21 protein-coding genes are annotated in these 22,165 nt (G+C 75.0%); 16 read left to right on the top strand and 5 right to left on the bottom strand.

Translation table 11 applies throughout. The features are described from left to right. Window positions 1–18 precede the first annotated feature (18 nt). The 5 genes from ACRYM2_RS13330 to ACRYM2_RS13350 all read left to right on the top strand — a co-directional run bounded on the left by ACRYM2_RS13330 (window position 19) and on the right by ACRYM2_RS13350 (window position 5,134). A complete protein-coding gene (locus ACRYM2_RS13330) occupies window positions 19–798 on the top strand; it encodes an SDR family oxidoreductase (RefSeq protein WP_432522872.1) in 780 nt (259 codons plus the stop codon). Continuing rightward, window positions 795–1,754: an RNA polymerase sigma factor SigJ gene (sigJ, locus tag ACRYM2_RS13335; RefSeq protein WP_432522873.1), complete on the top strand. Its 960-nt coding sequence runs from the start codon at window positions 795–797 to the stop codon at window positions 1,752–1,754. The genes ACRYM2_RS13330 and sigJ overlap by 4 nt, the downstream gene beginning before the upstream one ends. A gap of 38 nt (window positions 1,755–1,792) precedes the next feature. Then, on the top strand, window positions 1,793–3,313 hold the full coding sequence (locus tag ACRYM2_RS13340) for an FGGY-family carbohydrate kinase (protein WP_432522874.1): 1,521 nt from the start codon (window positions 1,793–1,795) through the stop codon (window positions 3,311–3,313). Between the two features lie 72 nt (window positions 3,314–3,385). Continuing rightward, window positions 3,386–4,534: a zinc-dependent alcohol dehydrogenase gene (locus ACRYM2_RS13345; RefSeq protein ID WP_432522875.1), complete on the top strand. Its 1,149-nt coding sequence runs from the start codon at window positions 3,386–3,388 to the stop codon at window positions 4,532–4,534. 21 nt (window positions 4,535–4,555) lie between these two features. After that, complete coding sequence (locus ACRYM2_RS13350) at window positions 4,556–5,134, top strand: hypothetical protein (RefSeq protein ID WP_432522876.1); 579 nt, start codon at window positions 4,556–4,558, stop codon at window positions 5,132–5,134. Between the two features lie 32 nt (window positions 5,135–5,166). Here the strand turns inward: ACRYM2_RS13350 and ACRYM2_RS13355 are convergent, their stop codons facing one another. Then, window positions 5,167–5,976 carry an SDR family NAD(P)-dependent oxidoreductase gene (locus tag ACRYM2_RS13355; RefSeq protein WP_432522877.1) on the bottom strand — a complete coding sequence of 270 codons (810 nt, stop codon included), beginning with the start codon at window positions 5,974–5,976 and terminating at the stop codon, window positions 5,167–5,169. Then, a complete protein-coding gene (locus ACRYM2_RS13360; RefSeq protein WP_432522878.1) occupies window positions 5,973–6,923 on the bottom strand; it encodes a sugar-binding transcriptional regulator in 951 nt (316 codons plus the stop codon). The genes ACRYM2_RS13355 and ACRYM2_RS13360 overlap by 4 nt, the downstream gene beginning before the upstream one ends. Window positions 6,924–7,066: 143 nt before the next feature. Between ACRYM2_RS13360 and ACRYM2_RS13365 the strand changes: the two genes are divergently transcribed. The 6 genes from ACRYM2_RS13365 to ACRYM2_RS13390 all read left to right on the top strand — a co-directional run bounded on the left by ACRYM2_RS13365 (window position 7,067) and on the right by ACRYM2_RS13390 (window position 13,666). Continuing rightward, a complete protein-coding gene (locus ACRYM2_RS13365; RefSeq protein ID WP_432522879.1) occupies window positions 7,067–8,140 on the top strand; it encodes a zinc-binding dehydrogenase in 1,074 nt (357 codons plus the stop codon). A 33-nt stretch (window positions 8,141–8,173) separates the two neighbouring features. Beyond that, entirely contained in the window at window positions 8,174–9,583 is a 1,410-nt protein-coding gene (locus ACRYM2_RS13370) for an extracellular solute-binding protein (RefSeq protein ID WP_432522880.1), read from the top strand. A gap of 100 nt (window positions 9,584–9,683) precedes the next feature. Next, a complete protein-coding gene (locus ACRYM2_RS13375; protein ID WP_166616249.1) occupies window positions 9,684–10,562 on the top strand; it encodes a carbohydrate ABC transporter permease in 879 nt (292 codons plus the stop codon). A gap of 1 nt (window position 10,563) precedes the next feature. Then, complete coding sequence (locus tag ACRYM2_RS13380; protein WP_432522881.1) at window positions 10,564–11,436, top strand: carbohydrate ABC transporter permease; 873 nt, start codon at window positions 10,564–10,566, stop codon at window positions 11,434–11,436. Continuing rightward, window positions 11,436–12,566: an ABC transporter ATP-binding protein gene (locus ACRYM2_RS13385; protein ID WP_432522882.1), complete on the top strand. Its 1,131-nt coding sequence runs from the start codon at window positions 11,436–11,438 to the stop codon at window positions 12,564–12,566. Before ACRYM2_RS13380 ends, ACRYM2_RS13385 begins: the two co-directional genes overlap by 1 nt. Next, a complete protein-coding gene (locus ACRYM2_RS13390; RefSeq protein WP_432522883.1) occupies window positions 12,563–13,666 on the top strand; it encodes an ABC transporter ATP-binding protein in 1,104 nt (367 codons plus the stop codon). The genes ACRYM2_RS13385 and ACRYM2_RS13390 overlap by 4 nt, the downstream gene beginning before the upstream one ends. Before the next feature lie 3 nt (window positions 13,667–13,669). Here ACRYM2_RS13390 and ACRYM2_RS13395 read toward each other — a convergent pair whose 3' ends face one another. Then, window positions 13,670–15,232 carry a histidine kinase N-terminal 7TM domain-containing diguanylate cyclase gene (locus ACRYM2_RS13395; RefSeq protein WP_432522884.1) on the bottom strand — a complete coding sequence of 521 codons (1,563 nt, stop codon included), beginning with the start codon at window positions 15,230–15,232 and terminating at the stop codon, window positions 13,670–13,672. 100 nt (window positions 15,233–15,332) lie between these two features. On the opposite strand from ACRYM2_RS13395, the gene ACRYM2_RS13400 reads away from it, so the two are divergent. After that, complete coding sequence (locus ACRYM2_RS13400; protein WP_432522885.1) at window positions 15,333–17,657, top strand: putative bifunctional diguanylate cyclase/phosphodiesterase; 2,325 nt, start codon at window positions 15,333–15,335, stop codon at window positions 17,655–17,657. A gap of 3 nt (window positions 17,658–17,660) precedes the next feature. On the opposite strand, the gene ACRYM2_RS13405 is transcribed toward ACRYM2_RS13400, so the two are convergent. Next, the gene (locus ACRYM2_RS13405; RefSeq protein WP_432522887.1) at window positions 17,661–18,575 is read right to left on the bottom strand and encodes a phosphatidylinositol-specific phospholipase C/glycerophosphodiester phosphodiesterase family protein; all 915 of its coding nucleotides are present in this window, start codon (window positions 18,573–18,575) and stop codon (window positions 17,661–17,663) included. A gap of 294 nt (window positions 18,576–18,869) precedes the next feature. Here ACRYM2_RS13405 and ACRYM2_RS13410 point away from each other — a divergent pair, with 294 nt between their 5' ends. Next, the gene (locus ACRYM2_RS13410; protein ID WP_432522888.1) at window positions 18,870–19,190 is read left to right on the top strand and encodes a hypothetical protein; all 321 of its coding nucleotides are present in this window, start codon (window positions 18,870–18,872) and stop codon (window positions 19,188–19,190) included. On the opposite strand, the gene ACRYM2_RS13415 is transcribed toward ACRYM2_RS13410, so the two are convergent. Then, window positions 19,175–20,107, bottom strand: a complete 933-nt coding sequence (locus ACRYM2_RS13415) for a ribonuclease Z (protein WP_432522889.1) — start codon at window positions 20,105–20,107, stop codon at window positions 19,175–19,177. The genes ACRYM2_RS13410 and ACRYM2_RS13415 overlap by 16 nt on opposite strands. Window positions 20,108–20,205: 98 nt before the next feature. Between ACRYM2_RS13415 and ACRYM2_RS13420 the strand changes: the two genes are divergently transcribed. From ACRYM2_RS13420 to ACRYM2_RS13430, 3 genes are all read left to right on the top strand, one after another. Further along, window positions 20,206–21,159, top strand: coding sequence for an SPFH domain-containing protein (locus ACRYM2_RS13420; protein WP_432522890.1), 954 nt, complete (start codon window positions 20,206–20,208; stop codon window positions 21,157–21,159). A gap of 10 nt (window positions 21,160–21,169) precedes the next feature. Next, a complete protein-coding gene (locus ACRYM2_RS13425; protein WP_432522892.1) occupies window positions 21,170–21,448 on the top strand; it encodes a type II toxin-antitoxin system antitoxin in 279 nt (92 codons plus the stop codon). A 177-nt stretch (window positions 21,449–21,625) separates the two neighbouring features. After that, the gene (locus tag ACRYM2_RS13430) at window positions 21,626–22,120 is read left to right on the top strand and encodes a cell wall-binding repeat-containing protein (protein WP_432522891.1); all 495 of its coding nucleotides are present in this window, start codon (window positions 21,626–21,628) and stop codon (window positions 22,118–22,120) included. The last annotated feature ends 45 nt before the right edge of the window (window positions 22,121–22,165 follow it).

Genomic DNA, 22,165 nt, shown 5'->3' on the forward strand with positions numbered 1-22,165 from the left:
CTGCGTCGTCTGAGGGGGATGCAGAGCACTGGACGCACCGCCGTCGCCGGGGGCACCGGGACCGCGGGCCGGCACGTCGTCGACCTCCTGCGCGAGCGGGGCCACGACGTGGTCGTGCTCGCCCGCGCCACCGGGGTCGACCTGCTCACCGGCGTCGGCCTGGACGCCGCGCTCGCCGGGGTGGGGACCGTCGTCGACGTCACCTCCACCACGGCCACCTCCTCGGCGGGTTCGGTCCGCTTCTTCCGCCCCGCCACGGAGCACCTGCTCGCCGCGGCGGCGCGGGCGGGGGTGCGGCACCACCTGGTGCTCTCGGTCGTCGGCACCGACCGCGCGCCGTTCGGCCACTACGCCGGCAAGCTCGTGCAGGAGGCCCTGGTCGCGCAGGGGCCGGTGCCCTGGACGGTGCTGCGGGCCACCCAGTTCCACGAGTTCGCGGCGCAGTTCCTCGAGCGGTCCGCGGTGGGGCCGCTGGCCGTGGTCCCGCGGGCGCGGTGCGAGCCGGTCGCCGCGCGGGAGGTCGCCGAACGCATCGCCTCGCTCGTGGCGGCGGGTCCGGCCGGGCGCGTGGCCGACCTGGCGGGGCCGCGGGAGGAGCGGCTGGCCGACCTCGCGCGGGCGTGGGCGGCGGCGGCGGGCCGGCGGGGTGCGGTGCTGGAGGTGCCCCTGCCGGGCGCCTTCGGCGCGGCGGCGCGCGACGGCTCGCTGCTGGGCGGGCCGGGTGCCGACCGCGGGCGGCTGACCTTCGAGCGGTGGCTGGCGCAGCGGGGGCGGGCACCGGCAGCATCCGCGGGGTGAGCGAGGGCGCGGGCGAGGGCGCGGACGAGGGCGCGGACGAGGGCGCGGGCGGGGTCGCCGGTGAGCGGCGCCACCTGCTCGACGTGGCGTTCCGGCTGCTGGGCACGTCGGCCGACGCCGAGGACGCCGTCCAGGAGACCTACGCCCGCTGGTACGCGCTCGCCGAGGAGGAGCGGGCGGCGGTGCTCAACCCCCAGGCGTGGTTGACGCGGGTGGTGGGCCGCGTCTGCCTGGACGTCCTGGGGTCGGCGCGCGTGCGCCGGGAGCGCTGCGTCGGGCAGTGGCTGCCGGAGCCGGTGCCCGGGGCGGGGTGGCAGGGGCCGCCCGACCCGGCCGAGCGCATCACCGTGGACGAGTCGGTGCGGATGGCGCTGCTGGTGGCGCTGGACGCGCTGACCCCGGCCCAGCGGGTGGCCTTCGTGCTGCACGAGGTGTTCGCGCTGCCGTTCGAGGACGTCGCCGAGGTCGTCGGCCGCACTCCGCAGGCCTGCCGCAAGCTCGCCTCGACGGCCCGGCGCGACATCCGGGAGGGCCGCCGCCGGGCCGCCGCCGACGAGGACCACCGGGAGGTCGTGCGGGCGTTCCTGCGCGCCTGCGCGGCCGGTGACCTGCAGGCGCTGGTGCTCCTGCTCGACCCGGGGGTCAGCGCGCGCACCGACGGCGGCGGCCGGGTGCGCGCCGCGCCGAACGCCGTCGTCGGTGCCGAGCGGGTGGCCCGCTACCTGCTCGGCGCCCTGGCGAAGTGGTCGCACGTCGAACTCGTCGACGCCGAGGTCGGCGGGCTGCCGGGAGTGGTGCTCCGCGAGGCGGGGGCGGTCACCGGTGTCGCGGGCTTCGACGTCCGCGACGGGCGGGTGAGCGCCGTCTGGCTGGTGCGGGCCCCGGGCAAGCTGCGCCTGTGGGGTGGCGCCGGTCCGGGGCCGGGGTCCAGCGCCGCGGCCCGGGGAGGCCGGTGACAGGATGCGCGCAGGACCGGCGCGAGGAGGCGTGCGAAGTGCAGTCACAGCGGGACCTGCTGCTCGGGGTCGACATCGGCACCGGCAGCAGCAAGGGCGTGCTCGCCACCCTGGACGGCAGGGTGCTGGCCCGCGCCTCGCGCCGCCACCGCACCGACCACCCCCGCCCCGGCTACGTCGAGCACGACGCCGACGCGGTGTGGTGGGCCGACTTCTGCGCCATCGCGCGCGAGCTGACCGCCCGCGCGGGCGATCCCGCCGACCCGGCCGCGGGACGGGTCGCCGCCGTCTGCGCCAGCGGCATCGGGCCGACCGTGCTGCTGGCCGACGGGAGCGGCCGGCCGCTGCGCCCGGCCGTGCTGTACGGGGTGGACACCCGTTCCGTGCAGGAGGCCGCCGACCTGGAGGAGCGCTACGGCACCGAGGACCTGCTGCGCCGCTGCGGTTCGCGGATGTCCACCCAGGCCGCCGGCGGCAAGCTGGAGTGGCTGCGCCGCCACGAGCCGGAGGTCTTCGCCCGCGCCCGCTACTTCTTCATGTCGAACTCGTACCTGGCCTTCCGGCTGACCGGCGAGTACGTGCTGGACCGGCTCTCCGCGAGCCAGTCGACCCCGCTGTACGACCGGCACGAGGCCGCCTGGATCGCCGAGCGCTGCGAGCAGGTCGCCCCCGGGCTGCCGATGCCCCGCCTGGTCTGGCCCTCCGAGCGCGTGGGCGCGGTGACCGCGGACGCCGCGGCGGCCACCGGCATCCCGGCCGGCACCCCCGTGGCCGCCGGCACCTGCGACGCGTGGGCGGAGGCCGAGAGCGTCGACGTCGGCCGCCCCGGCGACCTCATGGTCATGTACGGCTCGACGACGTTCTTCATCGCCGTCACCGACGGTCCGCGCTGCCACCCCTCGCTGTGGGGGACGGCGGGCAACCGCCCGGGGCAGAGCACGCTGGCGGCGGGCATGGCCAGCTCCGGCAGCGCCGTGGAGTGGTGGCGGGAGACGATCGGCTCCCCGGAGGTCGGTGCCCTGGTCGGCGAGGCCGCGGCCGCGCCGCCCGGCGCGAACGGGCTGGTGGCGCTGCCCTACTTCGCCGGTGAGCGCACCCCCTTCGCCGACGCCGACGCCCGCGGCGCCCTGCTCGGCCTGACGCTGCGCACCACCCGCGGGGAGGTGGACCGCGCCCTGCTGGAGGCGACGGCCTTCGGCGTGCGGCACAACCTCGACGAGATGCGCGCGGCGGGGGTGGACATCCGCCGCGTCGTCGCCGTCGGCGGCGGCACGGGCTCGGCGCTGTGGCCGCAGATCGTCACCGACGTCACCGGCCTGCCGCAGGAGCTGCCCGCCGAGCGCATCGGCGCCTCGCTGGGGGACGCGAAGTTCGCCGCCGTCGCCCTCGGCGCGGTGGACGTGGACGCGACGTGGAACCGGGTGGAGTCGGTCACCGAACCCGGTGCGGAGGCCGCCGGGGTGTACGGGGAGCTGTACCCGGCCTACCGCCGCCTGCACGAGGCGACGGCGGAGCTGCAGCACGTGCTGTCGGCGCTGGAGCGGCGCACCCGCACCTGAGGCCGCCCCCGGACCGGGCGGGTGCCGGCCCTGCGCTGGCGGGCCCGGGGGACCGGGGGCACAGTGGGCCCCATGCGCGCCATGGTGTACCGCGGTCCGTACCGGATCCGCACCGAGGAGAAGGACGTCCCGCGGATCGAGCACCCCAACGATGCGATCGTCCGAGTGACCCTCGCGGCGATCTGCGGCTCGGACCTGCACCTGTACCACGGGCTCATGCCGGACACCCGGGTCGGCACCACGTTCGGGCACGAGTTCATCGGCGTCGTCGACAGCGTGGGCCCGTCGGTGCGCAACCTGGAGCCGGGCGACCGGGTCATGGTGCCCTTCAACATCTCCTGCGGCTCCTGCTTCTACTGCGCGCGCGGGATGCTCGCCAACTGCCACAACGTCAACCCCAACGCCACCGCGGTCGGCGCGATCTACGGCTACTCGCACACCGCCGGCGGCTACGACGGCGGCCAGGCCGAGTACGTGCGGGTGCCCTTCGCCGACGTCGGCCCCGTGGTGATCCCCGAGTGGATGCACGACGAGGACGCGGTGCTGCTCACCGACGCCACGGCGACGGGCTACTTCGGCGCCCAGCTCGGCGAGATCCGCCAGGGCGACGTCGTCGTGGTCTTCGGCGCCGGCCCGGTCGGGCTCGTCGCCGCGGCCTCGGCCTGGCTCATGGGCGCGGGCCGGGTGATCGTCGTGGACCACCTGGACTACCGGCTGGAGAAGGCGCGGGAGTTCGCGCACGCGGAGACGGTGAACTTCGCCGAGCACGACGACGTCGTCGTGCACCTGAAGCGGATCACCGACCACCTGGGTGCCGACGTGGCCATCGACTGCGTGGGCGCGGAGGCGGACGGGAACTTCACGCAGCACGTCGCGGGGGCCAAGCTGAAGCTGCAGGGCGGTTCGCCGGTGGCGCTGAACTGGGCCATCGACGCGGTCCGCAAGGGCGCGACGATCTCGGTGATGGGCGCCTACGGCCCCGTCCCCAACGCCGTGAAGTTCGGCGACGCCATGAACAAGGGCCTGACGCTGCGGATGAACCAGTGCCCCGTGAAGCGGCAGTGGCCGCGGCTGTTCGAGCACATCCGCAACGGCTACCTGCGCCCGCGCGACATGGTGACCCACCGCATCCCGCTGGAGCACGTCGCCGAGGGGTACCACATCTTCTCCTCGAAGCTCGACGGGTGCATCAAGCCGCTGATCGTCCCCACCGCCGCCTGAACCACCGCTGAGGAGCCCGCCATGGCGTACTGGCCGCAGAAGCCGCCGCTGCCCGAGACTCCCGAGCAGCTGCGCGCGCGCATCCCCGGCTGGGGGGTGGACCTGGACCCGGCGGACCGCCCCTCCGTCCCGCAGGAGGTGTTCGACCCGGGCGCCTACGGCGCGCGCTGGGAGTTCCCGGACCGCCAGCCGGAGCGGTACGGCCCGCGCGAGCGCTCGATCGAGCACGCGTTCCTGCCGCCGGTGTTCGGCACCAGCGCTCCGCTGCACGGCGTCTCGGGCCGCATCCGGCGCTTCGCCTACGACCGCTTCAGCGAGGGGCGCAACGCGCACTGGCTGCTGCTCATCGCCGCCGACCGCGTCGACACCTTCGAGGGCCTGGTCGGCGCCGCCGTGCGCGGGCGTCCCGACGACCCGGTCACCGAGACCGGGGTCCTCGCCGAGCCCCGCTCCCACCCGATCGCCTCGCGGGCAGGGCGCGTCGACACCCACCACCAGGTGCTCGACCCCGTGCTCGTCGGCGGCCCGTGGGTGCTGGCCGGGGCCGGGGTGCTGGCCGCCGCCGTCGCGGCGGGCCGGGCGCTCAGCCGGCGGGGCTGACCCGGCCCGCCGCGGCGGGCGCGCGGGGCGGTTCAGGCCACGGCGAACCCGCCGTCCAGGCGCAGGTCCACGCCGTTGACCATCGCGGCCGCGTCGGAGGCGAGGTAGACGACGGCGCTGCCGACCTCGGCCGGTTCGACGAAGCGGCCCAGCGGGATGCGGGCGAGCATGGGCGCGCCCTTGGCCTCCTCGCCCCACACCCGCTGCCCCATCTCCGTCATGACGACCGTGGGGCTGACCGAGTTGGCCCGCACCCCCGACGGGCCCAGCTCCAGCGCGAGGACCTTCGTGGCCATGATGAGCGCCGCCTTGCTGGAGGAGTAGGCGTAGTGCTCGGCCAGCGCCAGCGTCCCGGCCAGCGAGGAGACGTTGACGATGCTGCCGCGGCCGGCGGCGGCCATGGCCTCGCCGACGCGGGCGCCCAGCAGCGCCGGGGCGCGCAGGTTGACCGCCATCGTCAGGTCCCAGGTGTCCGCGTCGACGTCGACGACGCGCTGCGGGTGGGAGATGCCGGCGTTGTTGACGAGCACGTCCAGGCCGTCGAAGGCGGCCAGGGCCTCGGTGGCCAGGCGCTCGACCTCCCCGGCGCGGGTGAGGTCGGCGGGGACGACCGCCACCCGCACGCCGTGCTCGCGGCGCACGTCCTCGGCGAGCGCGCGCAGCGGCTGCGGCGAGCGGGCGCTGAGCACCAGGTCGGCGCCGGCGGCGGCCAGGGCGCGGGCGACGTCGGTGCCCAGCCCCTGCGAGGCGCCGGTCACCAGGGCCCGGCGGCCGGTGAGGGAGAACGCCCCGGCGGGAGCGCTGGGCGGGGTGCTCGGCGGGGTGGTCGGTGGGGTGCTCACGCGGTTCCCTCCAGGGCCGCGAGCAGCTGCGCGGCCGTCGCGGGGTCGGTGACGAGGTGGGTGAAGCAGCCGCCCCGGGCGCCGGCGAGGACGCTGGGGACCTTGACGGCGCCGTAGGCGACGGCGATGCGGTGCGGCACGGTGCGCAGCACCTCCAGCGGGACGGCGATGAGGCGGTCGGCGCCCTCGTAGGACACCTCCCGCCCCTGCGCGTCGTAGAAGCGGGAGGCGACGTCGCCGACCGCGTCGCGCAGCGGCGCCTCCCCGGTGGGGACGAACCCGGGGATGGACTCGCGCTGCAGCGGCGGGGCGCCCACCCCCATGAGGGCGGCGCGCGCGGTCTCCCACAGCGTGGTGAACCGCTTGAACTCCGGGTCGGCGACGAGGCTGCGGCGCAGCTGCCGGCCCGGGAAGGCGGGGGCGTAGAGGAAGCGCGGCACCCCGCCGAGCCCCTCGGCGATGCGCCGGGTGATCTCGTTGGTCTGGTACCAGGCCTCGGGCTCGTCCTGGCCGCCGACCATGGGGGCGACGACGACCCCCGGCAGCGGCGGCAGCTCGCGCTGGGCGATCTCGTAGACGGTGCGCCCGGAGGAGACCAGCAGGACGTCGCCGGCCGCCAGCCCCAGCGAGGTCAGCACCTCGGCGAGCACGGGGGAGACGGCCTCCGGCACGTGGGCGGGCGAGGTCGGCGCCGAGAGCCGGACCTGCTGCAGCCCCAGCGCGGCGGCCAGCCGGTCGCCGAGGTCCCCGGGGTCCTCCTGCGGCAGCGGCAGCACCTCGATGCGCACGAGCCCGCGCTCGCGGGCCTCGCGCAGCAAGCGGCTCACCGTGGCGCGCGACGTCCCCAGCCGGTCCGCGATCTCGGCCTGCGTGGCGTCCTGCAGGTAGTAGAGCGTCGCGGCGGTGTGCGCCAGCGCCAGCGGGAACCGTCCGTTCCCGTTCGGCACGTGGTCTCCCTCCTGGTCCGCCTCACGGTAGCGACCCGTGCGGTCCGGCGGTGGCCGAACCGTTGCACAAGTGTGCTGGACAAGTGTGCCGGACGGGCCCTAGCGTTCCGGTCACCGAACGACGACACTGCGAAGGAGCAGTCATGGCGAGCACGATGAAGGCCGTCGTGGTGCACGGCCCCGAGGACTACCGCCTGGAGGAGGTCCCGGTCCCCGTCGCCGGTCCCGGCCAGGCGCTGCTGAAGGTCGAGGCCGTGGGCATCTGCGCCAGCGACCTGAAGTGCTACCACGGCGCGGCGAAGTTCTGGGGCGACGAGAACCGCCCCGCCTGGGCGGAGACCATGACCAGCCCGGGCCACGAGTTCACCGGCCGCGTCGTCGCCATCGACGCCGAGGCCTCGGCGCGCTGGGGCGTGGTCGAGGGCGACCGGGTGGTGGCCGAGCAGATCGTCCCGTGCTGGAAGTGCCGCTACTGCGCCCGCGGCGACTACCACATGTGCCAGCCGCACGACATGTTCGGCTTCAAGCGGCGCACCCCCGGCGCGATGGCCGAGTACGTGCTGCTGCCCGCGGAAGCCCTGGTGCACAAGGCGCCCGGCGACCTGCCGCCCGCGCACGTCGCCTACGCCGAACCCCTCTCCTGCGCGCTGCACGCGGTCGAGCGCGCGGACATCCGCTTCGACGACACCGTCGTCGTGGCCGGCTGCGGTCCCATCGGCCTGGGGATGATCGCCGGTGCGGCCGCGAAGTTCCCCCAGCGGATCATCGCCCTCGACGCGCTCCCGCAGAAGCTGGAGCTGGCGCGCAAGTGCGGCGCCGACGTCACCATGAACATCACCGAGGTCGACGTCGTCCAGGCCGTCAAGGACCTCACCGACGGCTACGGCGCCGACGTCTACATCGAGGGCACCGGTCACCCCTCCGCCGTGCCGCAGGGCCTGAACCTGCTGCGCAAGCTGGGCACCTTCGTGGAGTACAGCGTCTTCAAGGACCCGGTCACCGTCGACTGGAGCATCATCAGCGACGACAAGGAGCTCAACGTCCTCGGCGCCCACCTGGGTCAGAACACCTGGCCCGCGGCGCTGCGCCTCATCGAGTCCGGCCGGCTGCCGATGGACGAGATCTGCTCGCACCAGCTGCCGCTGGAGGAGTTCCAGAAGGGCCTGAACCTCGTCGCGGACTCCGCCAACTCCGTCAAGGTGTCCCTCATCCCCTGACCCACCCGTCCACGCAACGCAACGGAGCGCAGCATGAACCCCCCCAGCAGCAAGCTGACCCGCCGTTCCCTGCTCGCCGCGATGGGTGGTGCCGCCGCCGTCCCGATGCTCACCGGGTGCGGCGTGGGCACCGGTGGCGACGCCGGCGCCGGTGTCGAGAACGGCGCCTCGCAGGTCACCGGCTCCTTCGACTGGAAGAAGCTCTCCGGCGAGAGCATCAAGATCCTGCAGACCCCGCACCCCTACCAGCAGGCGTTCCAGCCGCTGCTGAAGGAGTTCACCGACCTCACCGGAATCCAGGTGCAGGCCGACCTCGTCGCCGAGGCCGACTACTTCACCAAGCTGAACACCGAGCTCGCCGGCAAGACGGGCGCGCACGACGTCTTCATGACGGGCGCCTACTTCATCTGGCAGTACGGCCCGCCCGGCTGGATGGAGGACCTGACGCCCTGGATCGAGAACTCCTCGGCCACCAACGACGAGTACGACTTCGAGGACATCTACGAGGGCCTGCGCACCTCCACGCGCTGGGACTTCGAGAAGGGCAGCGCGCTGGGCACCGGCGGGCAGTGGGCGATCCCGTGGGGCTTCGAGACCAACGTCGTCGCCTACAACAAGAAGGAGTTCGACAGCCGCGGCATCGCGCTGCCGGAGACCTTCGACGACTTCATCCAGCTCGCCGTCGACCTCACCGACCGCTCGCAGAACCGCTACGGCGTCGCCTTCCGCGGCTCCAAGTCGTGGGCGACCATCCACCCGGGCTTCATGACGCAGTTCACCCGCGAGGGCGGCAAGGACTACACCACCGACGGCGACCAGTACACCGCGGCGATGAACTCCGACGTCGCGGTCGACTTCACGAAGAAGTGGGTCGACCTGGCCAGGAACGCCGGCCCGACCTCGTGGACGACCTACGACTACCCCCAGTGCACCGGCGACCTCGGCAACGGCAACGCGATGATGGTCTACGACGCCGACAGCGCCACCTACCCCAAGCAGAAGGCCGGCGCCAGCGCCCAGGCCGGCAACCTGGCCTGGTACCCCGGCCCGGCCGGCCCGGACGGCAGCTACGCCACCAACCTGTGGACGTGGTCGCTGGCCATGAACGCCGCCTCGAAGAAGAAGCAGGCCGCCTGGCTGTTCATGCAGTGGGCGACCGGCAAGGAGGCCATGACCAAGGCCACCGCCTCGACCTTCGCCGACCCCACCCGCGCCTCCGTCTTCGACGGCGCCTTCAAGCAGACGCTGGGCGAGTTCCCCGGCTACCTGGAGACCTTCGAGAAGGTCATCGACTCCACGAAGATCCAGTTCACCCCGCAGACGAAGTTCTTCGAGACCACCGAGGACTGGGCGGTGGCGCTGCAGGACATCTACTCCGGTGCCGACGCGAAGTCCCGCCTCGACGAGCTCGCCGAGGCCAACACGTCCAAGATCAACGCCTGACCGCGGCGAGGAGGAGGAGACCGTGGCGACCACCGTCGGAGGGCGCACGCCCCCGCAGCAGTCCTCGCCGGGGCGGGCCGGTGCCCAGGGCGTCCCGCGCGTGCCGGCCTGGCGCCGCAAGCTGCGCCCCTACCTGCTGTCGGTGCCCGCCGTCGCGCTCATCATCGGGATCCTGTACGCGTTCTTCTACGGCGTGTACTACACGGTCCTGAACTACGCGGCGACCAACCCGAACCCGTCCTTCGTCGGGTTCGAGAACTACGCCAGCGTCCTCGGGGACGCGCTCTTCTGGCGCAGCGCGGGCGTGACGCTGCTGTACGCGGTGGCCGCCACGGGGATCGAGACGGTGCTCGGGGTGGCGATCGCCCTGCTGCTCAACCGCTCCACCCTCATCGGCAAGACCTTCGAGCGGCTGCTCATCCTGCCGCTGATGATCGCCCCCGTCATCGCGGGCGTCATCTGGAAGCTCATGTTCAACCCGCAGTTCGGCGTCCTCAACCACGTCTTCGGCCTCGGGTCGACCTTCGACTGGCTGAGCAAGGACCGGGCGCTGTGGTCGACGATCCTCGTCGACGTGTGGATCTACACCCCCTTCGTGGCGATCCTCGTCCTGGCCGGCATCCGTTCGCTGCCCAAGGAGCCCTTCGAGGCCTCCGACGTCGACGGCGCGAGCTGGTTCTACATGTTCCGCCGGCTCATGCTGCCGATGATGTGGCCCTACATCCTGGTGGCCGTCATCTTCCGCTTCATGGACTGCCTGAAGGTCTTCGACGCCGTCTTCGTGCTCACCGCCGGCGGGCCGGGCGTGACGACGACCACGCTGCAGATCGGCGCGTTCGAGGACTCGATCACGAACCTCAACTACTCGCGGGGCAGCACCTACATGTTCCTGCTGTGGATCATCGTGTTCATCACCGCGCGCTACCTGGTGAGCGTGCTCGGCAAGGCGCAGCGGCGTGCTGCGGGAGCGGGGGCCTGAGGTGGCACTGGCACGAGAGCTGGCACCCGGCCAGAAGCGCGTCACCGCCGCCTCGGTGGTGGCCGACCTGGCGATCCTCGCGTGGTTCGTCTTCTCCCTCTTCCCGCTGGTGTGGATGGTCCTGCTGGCGCTGAAGAACGACGCCGACCAGACCTCGACGTACTTCCGCTTCAGCCCCACGCTGGCCAACTTCGGGACCGTCCTGTCCCAGCGCGGCCAGGACCTCACCAGCGTCGACTTCGGCCAGGCCATGCTCACCAGCGTCCTCAACTGCGCGGGCGCGGTCCTGGTGTCCCTGGTGGTCGGCATCCCGGCCGCGTACGCGGCCGGCCGCTGGCGGTTCAAGGGGTCCGAGGACCTCATGTTCCAGATGCTGTCCTTCCGCTTCGCCCCCGAGCTCATGGTCATCGTCCCGCTGTTCGTCATCTACAACACGCTCGGCGTCTTCGACACCAAGCTGGGCATGGTGTGGGTGCTGCAGCTGGTGACGATGCCGCTGGTGGTGTGGATCCTGCGCTCGTACTTCCAGGACCTCGCCCCCGAGCTGGAGCAGGCGGCGCTGCTGGACGGCTACACCCGCCGGCGGGCCTTCCTCACCGTGGCGCTGCCGCTGGTGCGCCCCGGCATCGCCGCCGCGGCCCTGCTGGCGTTCATCTTCGCCTGGAACAACTACCTCTTCCCGCTCATCCTCACCGACTCCGCGGCCACGACGGTCACCGTCGCGGTCACCAAGTACCTCGGCGGCGGCGGGCAGGCGTACTACAACCTCACGGCGGCCGCGGCCCTGCTCGGCGCGCTGCCTCCGCTCGTCCTCGCGCTCACGATCCAGCGCTACCTGGTGCGGGGCCTGTCGTTCGGGGCGGTGAAGGCCTGATGGCCACGGTGCGCATCGACCACGTGTCGAAGACCTACGGCAGCGGCTCCTCGGCCGTGCGCGCGCTCGAGGACGTCGACCTGTCGATCGAGGACGGGGAGTTCTTCGTCGTCCTCGGCCCCTCGGGGGCCGGCAAGACGACCATGCTCAAGAGCGTCGCGGGCCTGGTCGAGGTCGAGGCCGGTGACGTGCAGATCGCCGGCACCTCGATGGAGGGGGTGGAGCCCTACCACCGCAACGTCGCCATGGCGTTCGAGAGCTACGCGCTCTACCCGCAGAAGACGGTGTTCGACAACCTCGCCTCCCCGCTGCGCTCGGGGCGCACGGGCCGCTACACCGCCGAGCAGCAGCGCCAGCGGATCGAGGCCGTCACCACCACGCTCGGCATCGACCACCTGCTCAAGAGGTTCCCGAGGGAGCTGTCCAACGGCCAGCGCCAGCGCGTCGCGCTCGGCCGGGTGCTCGTGCGGCCCGCGGACGTCTACCTGCTCGACGAGCCGCTGAGCCACCTGGACGCCAAGCTGCGCGCGGCCATGCGCGCCGAGCTCAAGCAGCTCGGCGAGATGTCGCGGACCACCTCCCTGTACGTGACGCACGACTACCAGGAGGCCCTGGCCCTCGGCGACCGCATCGCCGTGCTGCGCGCCGGGCGCGTCGTGCAGGTCGGCACCCCCGAGCAGATCTGGCGCGAACCCGTCGACACGTTCGTGGCCAAGGCGCTCGGGCAGCCGGAGATCAACCTCTTCGACGTCGAGGCGGCCGGCGGCCGGCTGCGCGGGGCCGGCGGGGCGCTGGAGCTGCCCGCCCCGGCGCACCTGGAGCTGCCCGGCGGCCGGGCCCGGGTCGGGGTGCGCCCGCGCGACCTCGCCCTCGGCGCCCCGGGCGGCGCCGACGCCCTGCACCTGCGGGGCCGGGTGGTCCTGGCCGAGCGGCTGGGCCGGCTCATGGAGTTCAGCGTGCGGGTGGGCGAGCAGGCCGGCGGCGAGGACGTCATCGTCGTCGCCGACTCCGACGCCGGTGCCCGCGAGGGCGAGCTGGTCGACCTGCACCTGCCGCTGACCAACGTCCACGTCTTCGCCGCCGGCCCCGCCGGCGAGGACACCGTCCGCCTCGGAGGAGCCGTCCGATGAGCACCACCACCCTGGGGACGACCGCCAAGAGCCTGGTGCTCGAGGCGCTGCACAAGCGCTACGAGTCCCGCGGGCGCGAGCCGTTCCACGCGGTCAAGGGCATCGACCTGCACATCGAGCCCGGGGAGCTCGTCGCGCTGCTGGGCCCCTCCGGCTGCGGCAAGACGACGACGCTGCGGATGATCGCCGGGCTGGAGACGGTGACCTCCGGCGACATCCGCATCGGGGACCGCTCGATCCCCGACCTGCCCCCCGGCAAGCGCGACATCGGCGTGGGCTTCGAGAGCTACGCGCTCTACCCGCCGCTGGACGTGCGGGGCAACCTCACCTACGGCCTGCGGGCGCGGGGGGTCAAGGACGCCGACGCCCGGGTGCGGGCGATCGCCGAGCGGCTGGAGATGACCGAGCTGCTGGGCCTGCGCCCGGCGGGGCTGTCCAGCGGCCAGAAGCAGCGCGTGGCGCTGGCGCGGGCGCTGGTGCGCAACCCGCCCGTGCTGCTGCTCGACGAACCCCTCTCCCACCTGGACGCCGCGCAGCGCCAGCGGGTGCGCCGCGAGCTGAAGGTCCTGCAGCGCGAGTTCGGCTACACCACGATCGTCATCACCCACGACCAGCTGGAGGCGCTGAGCCTGGCCGACCGGCTCGCGGTGATGGACGCGGGGACCATCCAGCAGTTCGGCACCGCCGACGAGATCTTCGACGACCCCGCCAACCGCTTCGTCGCCGACTTCGTGGGGGAGCCGAAGATCAACCTCGCCGAGGGCGTCGTCGAGCGCACCGGTGCCGTGCGCGTCGGGCGCGACGGCCTGCTGGCCACCTCCTCGCGGGCCCCGGCCGGCACCGCCGTCACGGTCGGGGTGCGCCCGCAGGACGCCCGGGCCGCCGTCGGCGACGAGCCGTCGGTGCCCGGCGAGGTCGTCGTCCACGAGGACCTGCTGGAGTTCGGCCTGGCCACGGTGCGCGTGGAGGGCCTGGACACCACCCTGGTCGTCCAGACCCCCGGGGGCGTGCGCTGGCGGCGCGGGGACGCGGTGCGGCTGGCCGCACCGCCGCAGCGCGTGTACCTGTTCGAACCCGAGGGCGGAGCGCGGCTGCGCTGAGGGTCAGGCGGCGGCGACCGCGGCCGCGGCCACCCGGTCGCGGCCGCCGGTCTTCGCCGCGTAGAGCGCGCCGTCCGCGGCGCCCAGCACCCGGGCGAGGTCGGCGCCGCCGCGGGCGACGGCGGTGCCCACGGAGACGGTGGGGCGCACGCGGCCGCCGGCCACGAGCGGCACCGCCAGCGCCGCGCACGCGGCCCGCAGCGCCTCCCCGCGCGCGGCGACCGACTCCTCGTCGGCGCCGGGCAGCACGAGGGCGAACTCCTCCCCGCCCGTGCGCGCCAGCAGGTCGCCCTCGCGCACGGTGCCCGCCAGCGCCCCGGCGACCTCGACGAGCACCTCGTCGCCGGCCGCGTGGCCGTGGGCGTCGTTGACCCGCTTGAAGTGGTCGACGTCGACGACGAGGACCCCCACCGGCCGCTGCCCGCTCGCGCCCGCCACCAGCGCCTCGGCGGCGGGCACGAAGTGCCGGCGGTTGTGCAGGCCCGTCAGCGGGTCGCGCACCGCCTCCTCGGCCAGCTGCGCGCGCAGCCGCTCCAGGTGCCGGCGCGTCTCGACGAGCTCGGTGATGTCGCGGCCGACGACCACGCGTCCCAGGTCGCGGCCGCGGCGGTCGCGGATCGCGGTGACGTGCACGTCCAGGTGCAGGCCCGGTCCGTGCTCCAGCTCGTAGGCCAGGTGCCCGCCGGGCAGCTCCCCGAGGGCGCGCGCGGTGAGGAACTGCGAGGCGCGCAACCCCACCGGGTCCGCGGGCAGGTCCGGCCGGCGCGCGCGCAGGTAGGCCCGCCCCGGCGGGTTCACGTCGACGACGGTCCCGCCGGCGTCGACGACGACGATGCTGTCCTGCATGTTCTCCAGCACCGCCGCGCGCGCGACGGGCACCACCTGCAGCAGGCCCCGGTGCAGCACGGCCCGGGCGTCGACGAGCGCGGTGACGGTGAAGAACAGCGGGGTGAGGTCCTGGCCGGAGAACAGGTCAGGGCGCCCGATGACCAGGAGGTTGCCGGCGGTGGGGACCAGCCCGCCCAGCACCAGCAGGGCCACCTGCGGGCGCACCGCCGCGGGCCGGCGCCACCACGCCCGCCCCAGGTGCCCGTAGGAGGCGGCGAGCAGCCCGTAGCACCAGGCGGTGTGCACCCAGAACAGCGGTCCCAGGTGGGCCTCGAACCAGGGCGGCCCGTCGAGGGGCACGACCCGGTCGAAGACCAGGTGGTGCCACGGGTCGGTCGCCACCGCCGCCAGCAGGGCCAGCGGCACCACCACGAGGTGGGCGACCTCGACGCGGCCCGGCCGGTGGTGCGGGTCGGCGACGAAGCGGGAGAGCAGGTACATCGCCACGACGGCGCCGAGGACCCCGACGAAGGAGCTCTGCACGAGGACGGCGTGCGCGCTGCGGGGCAGGGCGAAGTTGACCGGGACGCCGACGGCCGACCACAGCGCCAGGCTGGCGAAGGCGGCGGCCAGCGCCGTCGCCGCCGGGGTCGCCGAGCGCCGGCGCCAGGTGAGCACCGCCATGGCGCCGTTGAGCAGGGCGGCGAGCGCGAAGGCGAGCGCGAGCACCTCGTGCACGTCGCCCCCTCCCCTCGTCCCACCGGCTCCCGGCGTCCGAGAGGGTGCATCGACACGCGCGGGGCTGTTCTAGAGGTCCCGGCCTGCCGATGACCCCCGGGTGAGCAGCGCGAGCGAGCGGCCCCGGCCGACCGAGGTGGCGGCGCCCGTCGCCGTGCGCGCCTGCCTGCTCGCCCTCGGCGCCGGCCTCGTGCTGCTCGCGGCGGCGCTGGTGCTCGACCGCGGGCCGCTCTCGCGCGCGTGGTGGGACGAGTGGGGCTACGGGGGCCTGGTGCTGGGCGCCGCGCTGCTGGTGCTGGCCCGCGCGCTGCTGCGGCCCGCCGGGCGGGCCGGGTGGGCGCTGGTGGGGGCGGGCCTGCTGTCCACCAGCGCCGGGAACGCCGTCGCCCTCGTCGCCGACCGCGCGGGCCTGGTGCTGCCCCCGCCGTCCGCGGTGGACGCGCTGTGGCTGGCGGCGTACCCGCTGCAGGCCGCGGGGGTGCTGGCGCTGCTGCTCGGCGGCGCCCGGCGCTTCCGCCGCAGCACCGTCCTGGACGCGCTCGTGGCCGCGCTGGGGGTGGCCACGCTCGCCGCGTGGGCGGCGGGCCCGGCCACGGCCGGGGTGGACGGCACGCCCGCCGCGCAGCTGACCACCCTGGCCTACCCCGCGGGTGCGCTGCTGCTGCTCTCGCTGGCCGCGGCCGGGCTGGCCCTGCTGGGCTGGCCGCTGCGCAGCGCCGCGGGCACCCTGGCGGCGGCCTTCCTCGTCGGCAGCGGGGCCGACCTGGCCTACCTGGTGCTGGCGGCGAGCGGCGGCTACGCCGAGGGCACGCTGCTGGACGCGTTCTGGCCGCTGAGCGCCCTCCTCGTGGCCGTGGCGGCCTGGCAGGTGCGCCGGGCCGGCGGTGAGCCGCGGGTGGGCGTCTCGCTGCTGCTCGTGCCGGCCGTCGTCACCTCCACGTCCCTGCTGGTGCTGCTGGCCCACGTCGGCGGCCACCGCCCGCCCGCGGTGGCCGAGCTGCTGGCGGCCGCGTCGGTGCTCGCGGTGCTCGCGCGCACCGTCGCCACCTTCCGGGAGGTCGCCGAGCTGGTCGACACCCGCCGGCTGGCCGCCACCGACGACCTGACGGGGCTGCCGAACCGGCGCCGCTTCCTCGCGGCCGTGCGCGAGGGGGTGCGCGAGGGGGTGCGCGAGGGGGCGCGCGAGGGGGAGGACCGCCGCGGCGAGGGCGGGGCCGTCCTGCTGCTCGACCTCGACCGCTTCAAGGAGGTCAACGACACGCTGGGGCACCGGGTGGGCGACGAGCTGCTGCGCCGGCTGGGGCTGCGGCTGCAGGAGGCGCTCGGCAGGCGCGGGCTGCTCGCCCGCCTGGGCGGCGACGAGTTCGGCGTGCTGCTGCCCGGTGCGGACGAGGAGGCGGCGGTGAGCGCGGCGCGGCTGCTGCTGCGGACGACGGGGGAGCCGTGCGAGCTGGACGGGATCAGCCTGCACGTCGACGTCAGCATCGGGATCGCGCTGTACCCGCGGCACGCGCGCTCGGTCGGCGGGCTGCTCCAGCACGCCGACGTCGCCATGTACCGGGCGAAGGCGGCGCGCACGGGCTGGCAGCTGAGCTCCGGCCCGCTGGACCCCGGCGGCCGCGACCGGCTGACGACCGTCGCCGACCTGCGCCGCGGTCTGGGGCGCGACGAGCTGGTGCTGCACTACCAGCCGAAGCTGGACCTGCGCAGCGGCGAGGTGACGGGGGTGGAGGCGCTGGTGCGCTGGCAGCACCCGGACCGCGGGCTGCTGGCCCCCGACGCGTTCCTGGCGCTGGCCGAGCACAGCGGCCTCATGCGCCCGCTGACCCGGGCGGTGCTGCGGCTGGCGCTGCGCCAGGCCGCGGAGTGGTGGCGGGCGGGGCACGAGCTGGCCGTCGCCGTGAACCTGTCGGCCTCGGACCTGCTGGACGCGCAGCTGCCCGCGCAGGTGCAGGAGCTGCTGGCCGCGGTGGGCCTGCCGGCGCGGGCGCTGGAGCTGGAGATCACCGAGACGGTGCTGGTGGCCGACCCGGTGCGCGCCCACCAGGTGCTGCGCGCGCTGCGGGCGCTGGGGGTGCGGATCGCGGTGGACGACTACGGCACCGGCTACTCGTCGCTGTCGTACCTGCAGGACCTGCCCGTCGACGACCTCAAGCTGGACCGCTCGTTCGTGCAGCGCAGCGCGAGCGACGAGCGCTCGGCCGCCATCGTGCGCTCCACCACCGGCCTGGCCCACGCCCTCGGGCTGCGCCTCACCGCCGAGGGCGTGGAGAGCGCGGAGGTCCTCGCGCAGCTGCGGGACGCCGGCTGCGACGCGGCGCAGGGGTACCACGTCGCCCGCCCGCAGCCGGCGGACGCCTTCACCGCGTGGTTCACCGCGCGGTGCGCCGCGGCGCGGGACGACCGCCCGGCCGCGGCGCTCTGACGCTCAGCCCTGCGCGACCTGCGGGGCCTGCGGGGCCTGCGCGGCGAGCAGGAAGGCCTGCAGGCCGGCGAGGTCGTCGGTGTTGATCTGGTCCACCTGCGCCGCGACGAGCTCGGCCCACACGGCGTCGCGGGCGGGGCCGGCCGCGTCGGGGGTGTTCCAGAACCGCACCTCGCGGCCGGCCAGGTGCGCGGCGTCGACGAACTGGTGCAGCTTGGCGCGCTCGGCCCCGGGCATCGGGCCCTCGCCGGCCCAGGTGAACAGGTTCGCCCAGTTGTCGCTGACCAGCGGCATGAAGTCGGGGTCGGAGCCGTTCGCGAGGTCGCCGGAGCGGCCGTCGTAGGCCGACCAGCGCAGGTGGTCGCGCGCCATGAGGTCCACGGGGCGGTTGCCGGAGATGACGGCCGTCACCGCGCGCGGGGTGGCGTCGTAGCCGACGTCGGTCATGGTGAAGGAGGTCACGGTCGTCGGGTACTGGGCCAGCACGTCCTCGACGGCGAGCCAGGTGGCCACGGCGTCGCCCTTGACGTCGATGAGCAGCTGCACGGGCTGCCCGTCGCCGTACACGCTGCCGCCGCCGGCCTCGGCGAGGTCCTCCAGCGGTTCCAGGTACAGCGCCTGCAGGGTGCGGGCGGGGTCGAGGTCCTCGGGGTCGTGGGCCACGAGCAGCTGCCCGTCGACGAGGTAGACGTCGGCCTCGACGCTGGTGAAGCCGTGCTCGACGGCGTTCAGCAGCGGGCGCTCGTGCTCGTAGTCGTTGTGGGCGTGGGCCTGGGCGAGCGGCTGGTCGGCGACGACGACGTCCGGGGGCAGGACGCTCTCGACGCGGGTGTCGGCGGCGGCCGCGGGCGCGAGGGCGAGCGGCAGCAGCAGGGCGCCGCCGAGGGCGGCCAGCAGGGGGCGGTGGGGGAGGGTCACGCGGGGACGCTAGGGAGGCCCGCCGACGCCCGACCGAACCCGGGGCGTCCGCTGCGCGTCGGCTGGGTGACCTCCGGGGGCGCCGCCCGGGGCGCCGCTCACGTGCGGTCGGCGTCGGCGACCTCCTCCTCGGGGCGCGGCGGCACGTCCTCGTCCACCTCCAGCTCGGGGACGGGCGGGTCGGCGGGGTCGAAGGGGGGAGTGCTCACGGCCGCGACGCTAGCCGAGCGGGTCGCTCCCCGCCTCCGCCCGCGGACCTTATGTTGAGAACGTTTCTCATCTACAGTGGTGCGCGTGGAACCGGGAGCGGCGGGTGCGCGCGGCTGGGTGCTCGTGCGCCACGACGAGGTCGGCCTGCTGGAGCGGCTGCGGCCCCTGCTGCGCGGCTCGCGGCGGCTGGTCCTGGTGCGGTTGCCGGCGCGGGCGGTCCCCCCGCGCGACGCGCGGGTCGGCGTCGTCTCCTTCGACGGCGGCGGCCTGTGGCTGCGCGCGCTGACGGCCGCGGAGACCGGCGCCCTCCTCGGCTGGCTGGCCTCGGCGCCCGCCGACCTGCTGGACCCGCCGGCCGCCCTGCGCCACCGCGTCGACGTCCCGGCGCTTCAGCGCCCGCCCTGACGGCGCGGCGGCACCGGCACGACGTCCAGGTCGGCGGCCACGTGCACGCGCGTGGCGGCGCCGAGCTCCGCGACCGCTGCCCGCGCCTCCTCGCCCAGCTCCTCGGCGTCGGGGTAGCGCTGGGAGAAGTGCGCGAGCGCGAGCGTGCGCACCCCGGCGCGGGCGGCGGCCAGCCCGGCCTGGCGGGCGGTGAGGTGGAAGTGGGTGCGGGCCAGCTCGGCGTCGCGGTCGGCGTAGGTGCACTCGAGCACCGCCAGGTCGGCGCCGCTCAGCAGGTCCACGACGGCGGGGTGGTCGCGGGTGTCCATGACGAAGGCGAACACCTGCCCGGGCCGGGGGTCGCTGACGTCCTCCAGCCGGACCCCGCGCAGCTCCCCCTCGCGCTGCAGGCGGCCGACGTCCGGGCCGGCGATGCCCGCCGCGGCGAGCGCGTCGGCGCGGAAGGTGCGGCCGGGCGGTTCCTCCAGGCGGTAGCCGATCGCCGGCACCCGGTGGTCCAGGCGCCGGGCCGACAGCCGGCTGCCCGCGACGTCGGCGACCTCCACGCGCTCGTCGCGCTCCGGCACGCCCTCGACGGTGACCTCGACGCCCGCCGCGGCGACGACCGCGAGCAGGCGCAGGTGCTCGAAGGCGTCCTGCGGGCCGGTGAGGACCACGCTGCGGCCGGGGACGTCCAGCGCCATCCGGTTGAGCACCCCCGGCACGCCCATGCAGTGGTCGTTGTGCCGGTGGGTCACGCAGATGCGCTCCACGCGCGGGGAGGCGACCCCGGCCAGGACCATCTGGCGCTGGACGCCCTCGCCGGGGTCGAAGAGGACGCAGGTGCCGTCCCAGCGCAGCAGGTAGCCGTTGTGGTTGCGGGTGCGGGTCGGCGTCTGGCCGGCGGTCCCGAGGACGACGAGTTCACGGCTGGCCACCGGGTCAGCTTGCCCGCCGGCGCCGGGAGGCACGAGCGCTGGCGCGAGGGGACATCAAAGTGATATCACTTTGATGTCCCCTTCGAGAGGAGCCCGCGGTGACCACCACCGACGACCAGGTCCCGTCCGACGCCCCCGCCGCCACCACGCCCGTCGGCCACGACGGCGCCCGCGTGGACGTCACCGAGCGCGGTGCGCCGCACCTGCACGGCGGCCGCGCGCTGCTGGCCGCGCTGCTGCCGCTGGTGGTGACGCTCGCCCTGGTGGCGCTCGCCCTCAGCGCCTCCGCCGGGCGGGCCGCGTGGTGGGTGCCGGCCGCGCTGGCCGGCCTGCTCACCCTCGTGCTCCTCGGGTCGCTGGGCACGATCCAGCCCGGGCAGACCCGCGTCGTGCAGTTCTTCGGCCGCTACACCGGCACGGTCCGCGAACCCGGTCTCGTGATGGTCGTGCCGTTCTCGACGACGAAGAAGGTCTCGGTGCGCGTGCGCAACTTCGAGACCGGCCGGCTGAAGGTCAACGACGCCACCGGTTCCCCCGTCGAGGTCGCCGCGATCGTCGTCTGGCAGGTCGCCGACACCGCCCGCTCGACCTTCGCCGTCGAGGACTACGCGGAGTTCGTCGAGATGCAGAGCGAGTCCGCGCTGCGGCACGTCGTCACCACGCACCCCTACGACGACCCGGTCGGCGGCGGCACGTCGCTGCGCGGGTCCACCGACGTCGTCGCCGACGAGCTCGCCCACGAGGTCGCGGCCCGCGTCGCCGTCGCCGGCGTCGAGGTCGTCGAGGTCCGCGTCACCCACCTGGCCTACGCCGCGGAGATCGCCCAGGCGATGCTGCAGCGCCAGCAGGCCTCCGCCATCGTCGCCGCCCGCGAGCAGATCGTCGCCGGTGCCGTCGGGATGGTCGAGCTCGCCCTCGCCCGGCTGCAGGAGCTCGACGTCGTCGAGCTCGACGAGGAGCGCAAGGCCGCCATGGTGAGCAACCTGCTCGTCGTCCTGTGCGGTGACGGGCGCGCCACGCCGGTGGTGAACACGGGAACCCTCTACGGGTGAGCGGGACGCGCTGGTGAGCCGGCCCCGCAAGCAGGTCCTGCTGCGGCTGGACCCGGCCGTGCACGACGCGCTCGCCCGCTGGGCCGCCGACGACCTGCGCAGCGTCAACGCGCAGGTGGAGTTCCTGCTCCGCGAGGCGCTGCGCCGGGCCGGGCGGATGCCGGCCGACGCCGGGGGGCTGCCCCGGCGCGGCCGGCCGCCGCTGGCCCCGGACGACGGCGGGGACGACGGCGACGGCGCCGGCGACGGCGGCGTGGACGACGGCGCGGGCGGTCCTGAGCGGCCGTGACTCACCGTGCACGGTGCTCGACGGTGGGTGAGGCGGGTGCGGACGGAGGGTGACCCGCTCGCTCGTCCGGCGCAGCGCCGCTGTCGGGACGCTGTGGACGCTCTCGGTTCCGGTCACAGTCGGCCCACGGCCGGTTCCCGTCCGTCTCGAACACCGCACTCCCGGAGGACCACCCCCATGCGCGCCACGTCGCTCGCCGCCCTCGCCGGTGCCGCCCTCCTCGGCGCCACGGTCGTCACCGCCACCAGCGCCGCGGCCGACTCCCCGGCCCCGCACGTCGAGCGCGTCGAGCGCGCCGTGGCCGACGACGCCGAGCGCTCCCTCGCGCTGCGCTCGGCCGTCTCCGCGAACGGCAACCTGCGCCTGTCGGGCGGCGACCGCTACGAGACGGCGGCCGAGATCTCGAACCTGATGTGGGAGCCCGACACCACCGCCGCGGTCTACCTGGCGTCGGGCACGTCCTTCCCCGACGCCCTGGCGATGGCGCCGTCCACCGGACTCCTCGGGCCGCTGCTGCTCACCGAGCGCGACCACCTGCCGGCGGCCACGCGCGCGGAGCTGCAGCGGCTCCGCCCGTGCTACGTCGTCGTGGCCGGCGGGACGGCCAGCGTCTCGGACGCCGTCTTCGCCGACGCCGAGCAGTACGCCGACCCCACGGGCTGCGACGCCTGACGCGCTCCCCGACCGGTGATCTTCCACGGTGCACCGTGGAAGATC

The organism is Kineococcus aridisoli (assembly GCF_050871885.1).
Taxonomy (GTDB): Bacteria; Actinomycetota; Actinomycetes; order Actinomycetales; family Kineococcaceae; genus Kineococcus.

What these genes read in the sequence shown, in the direction of transcription:
- ACRYM2_RS13390 (WP_432522883.1), top strand. Translation starts at nt 12,563, where the DNA reads ATGAGCACCACCACCCTGGGGACGACCGCCAAGAGCCTGGTGCTCGAG.
- ACRYM2_RS13330 (WP_432522872.1), top strand. Translation starts at nt 19, where the DNA reads ATGCAGAGCACTGGACGCACCGCCGTCGCCGGGGGCACCGGGACCGCG.
- ACRYM2_RS13370 (WP_432522880.1), top strand. Translation starts at nt 8,174, where the DNA reads ATGAACCCCCCCAGCAGCAAGCTGACCCGCCGTTCCCTGCTCGCCGCG.
- ACRYM2_RS13350 (WP_432522876.1), top strand. Translation starts at nt 4,556, where the DNA reads ATGGCGTACTGGCCGCAGAAGCCGCCGCTGCCCGAGACTCCCGAGCAG.
- ACRYM2_RS13365 (WP_432522879.1), top strand. Translation starts at nt 7,067, where the DNA reads ATGGCGAGCACGATGAAGGCCGTCGTGGTGCACGGCCCCGAGGACTAC.
- ACRYM2_RS13430 (WP_432522891.1), top strand. Translation starts at nt 21,626, where the DNA reads ATGCGCGCCACGTCGCTCGCCGCCCTCGCCGGTGCCGCCCTCCTCGGC.
- ACRYM2_RS13345 (WP_432522875.1), top strand. Translation starts at nt 3,386, where the DNA reads ATGCGCGCCATGGTGTACCGCGGTCCGTACCGGATCCGCACCGAGGAG.
- ACRYM2_RS13385 (WP_432522882.1), top strand. Translation starts at nt 11,436, where the DNA reads ATGGCCACGGTGCGCATCGACCACGTGTCGAAGACCTACGGCAGCGGC.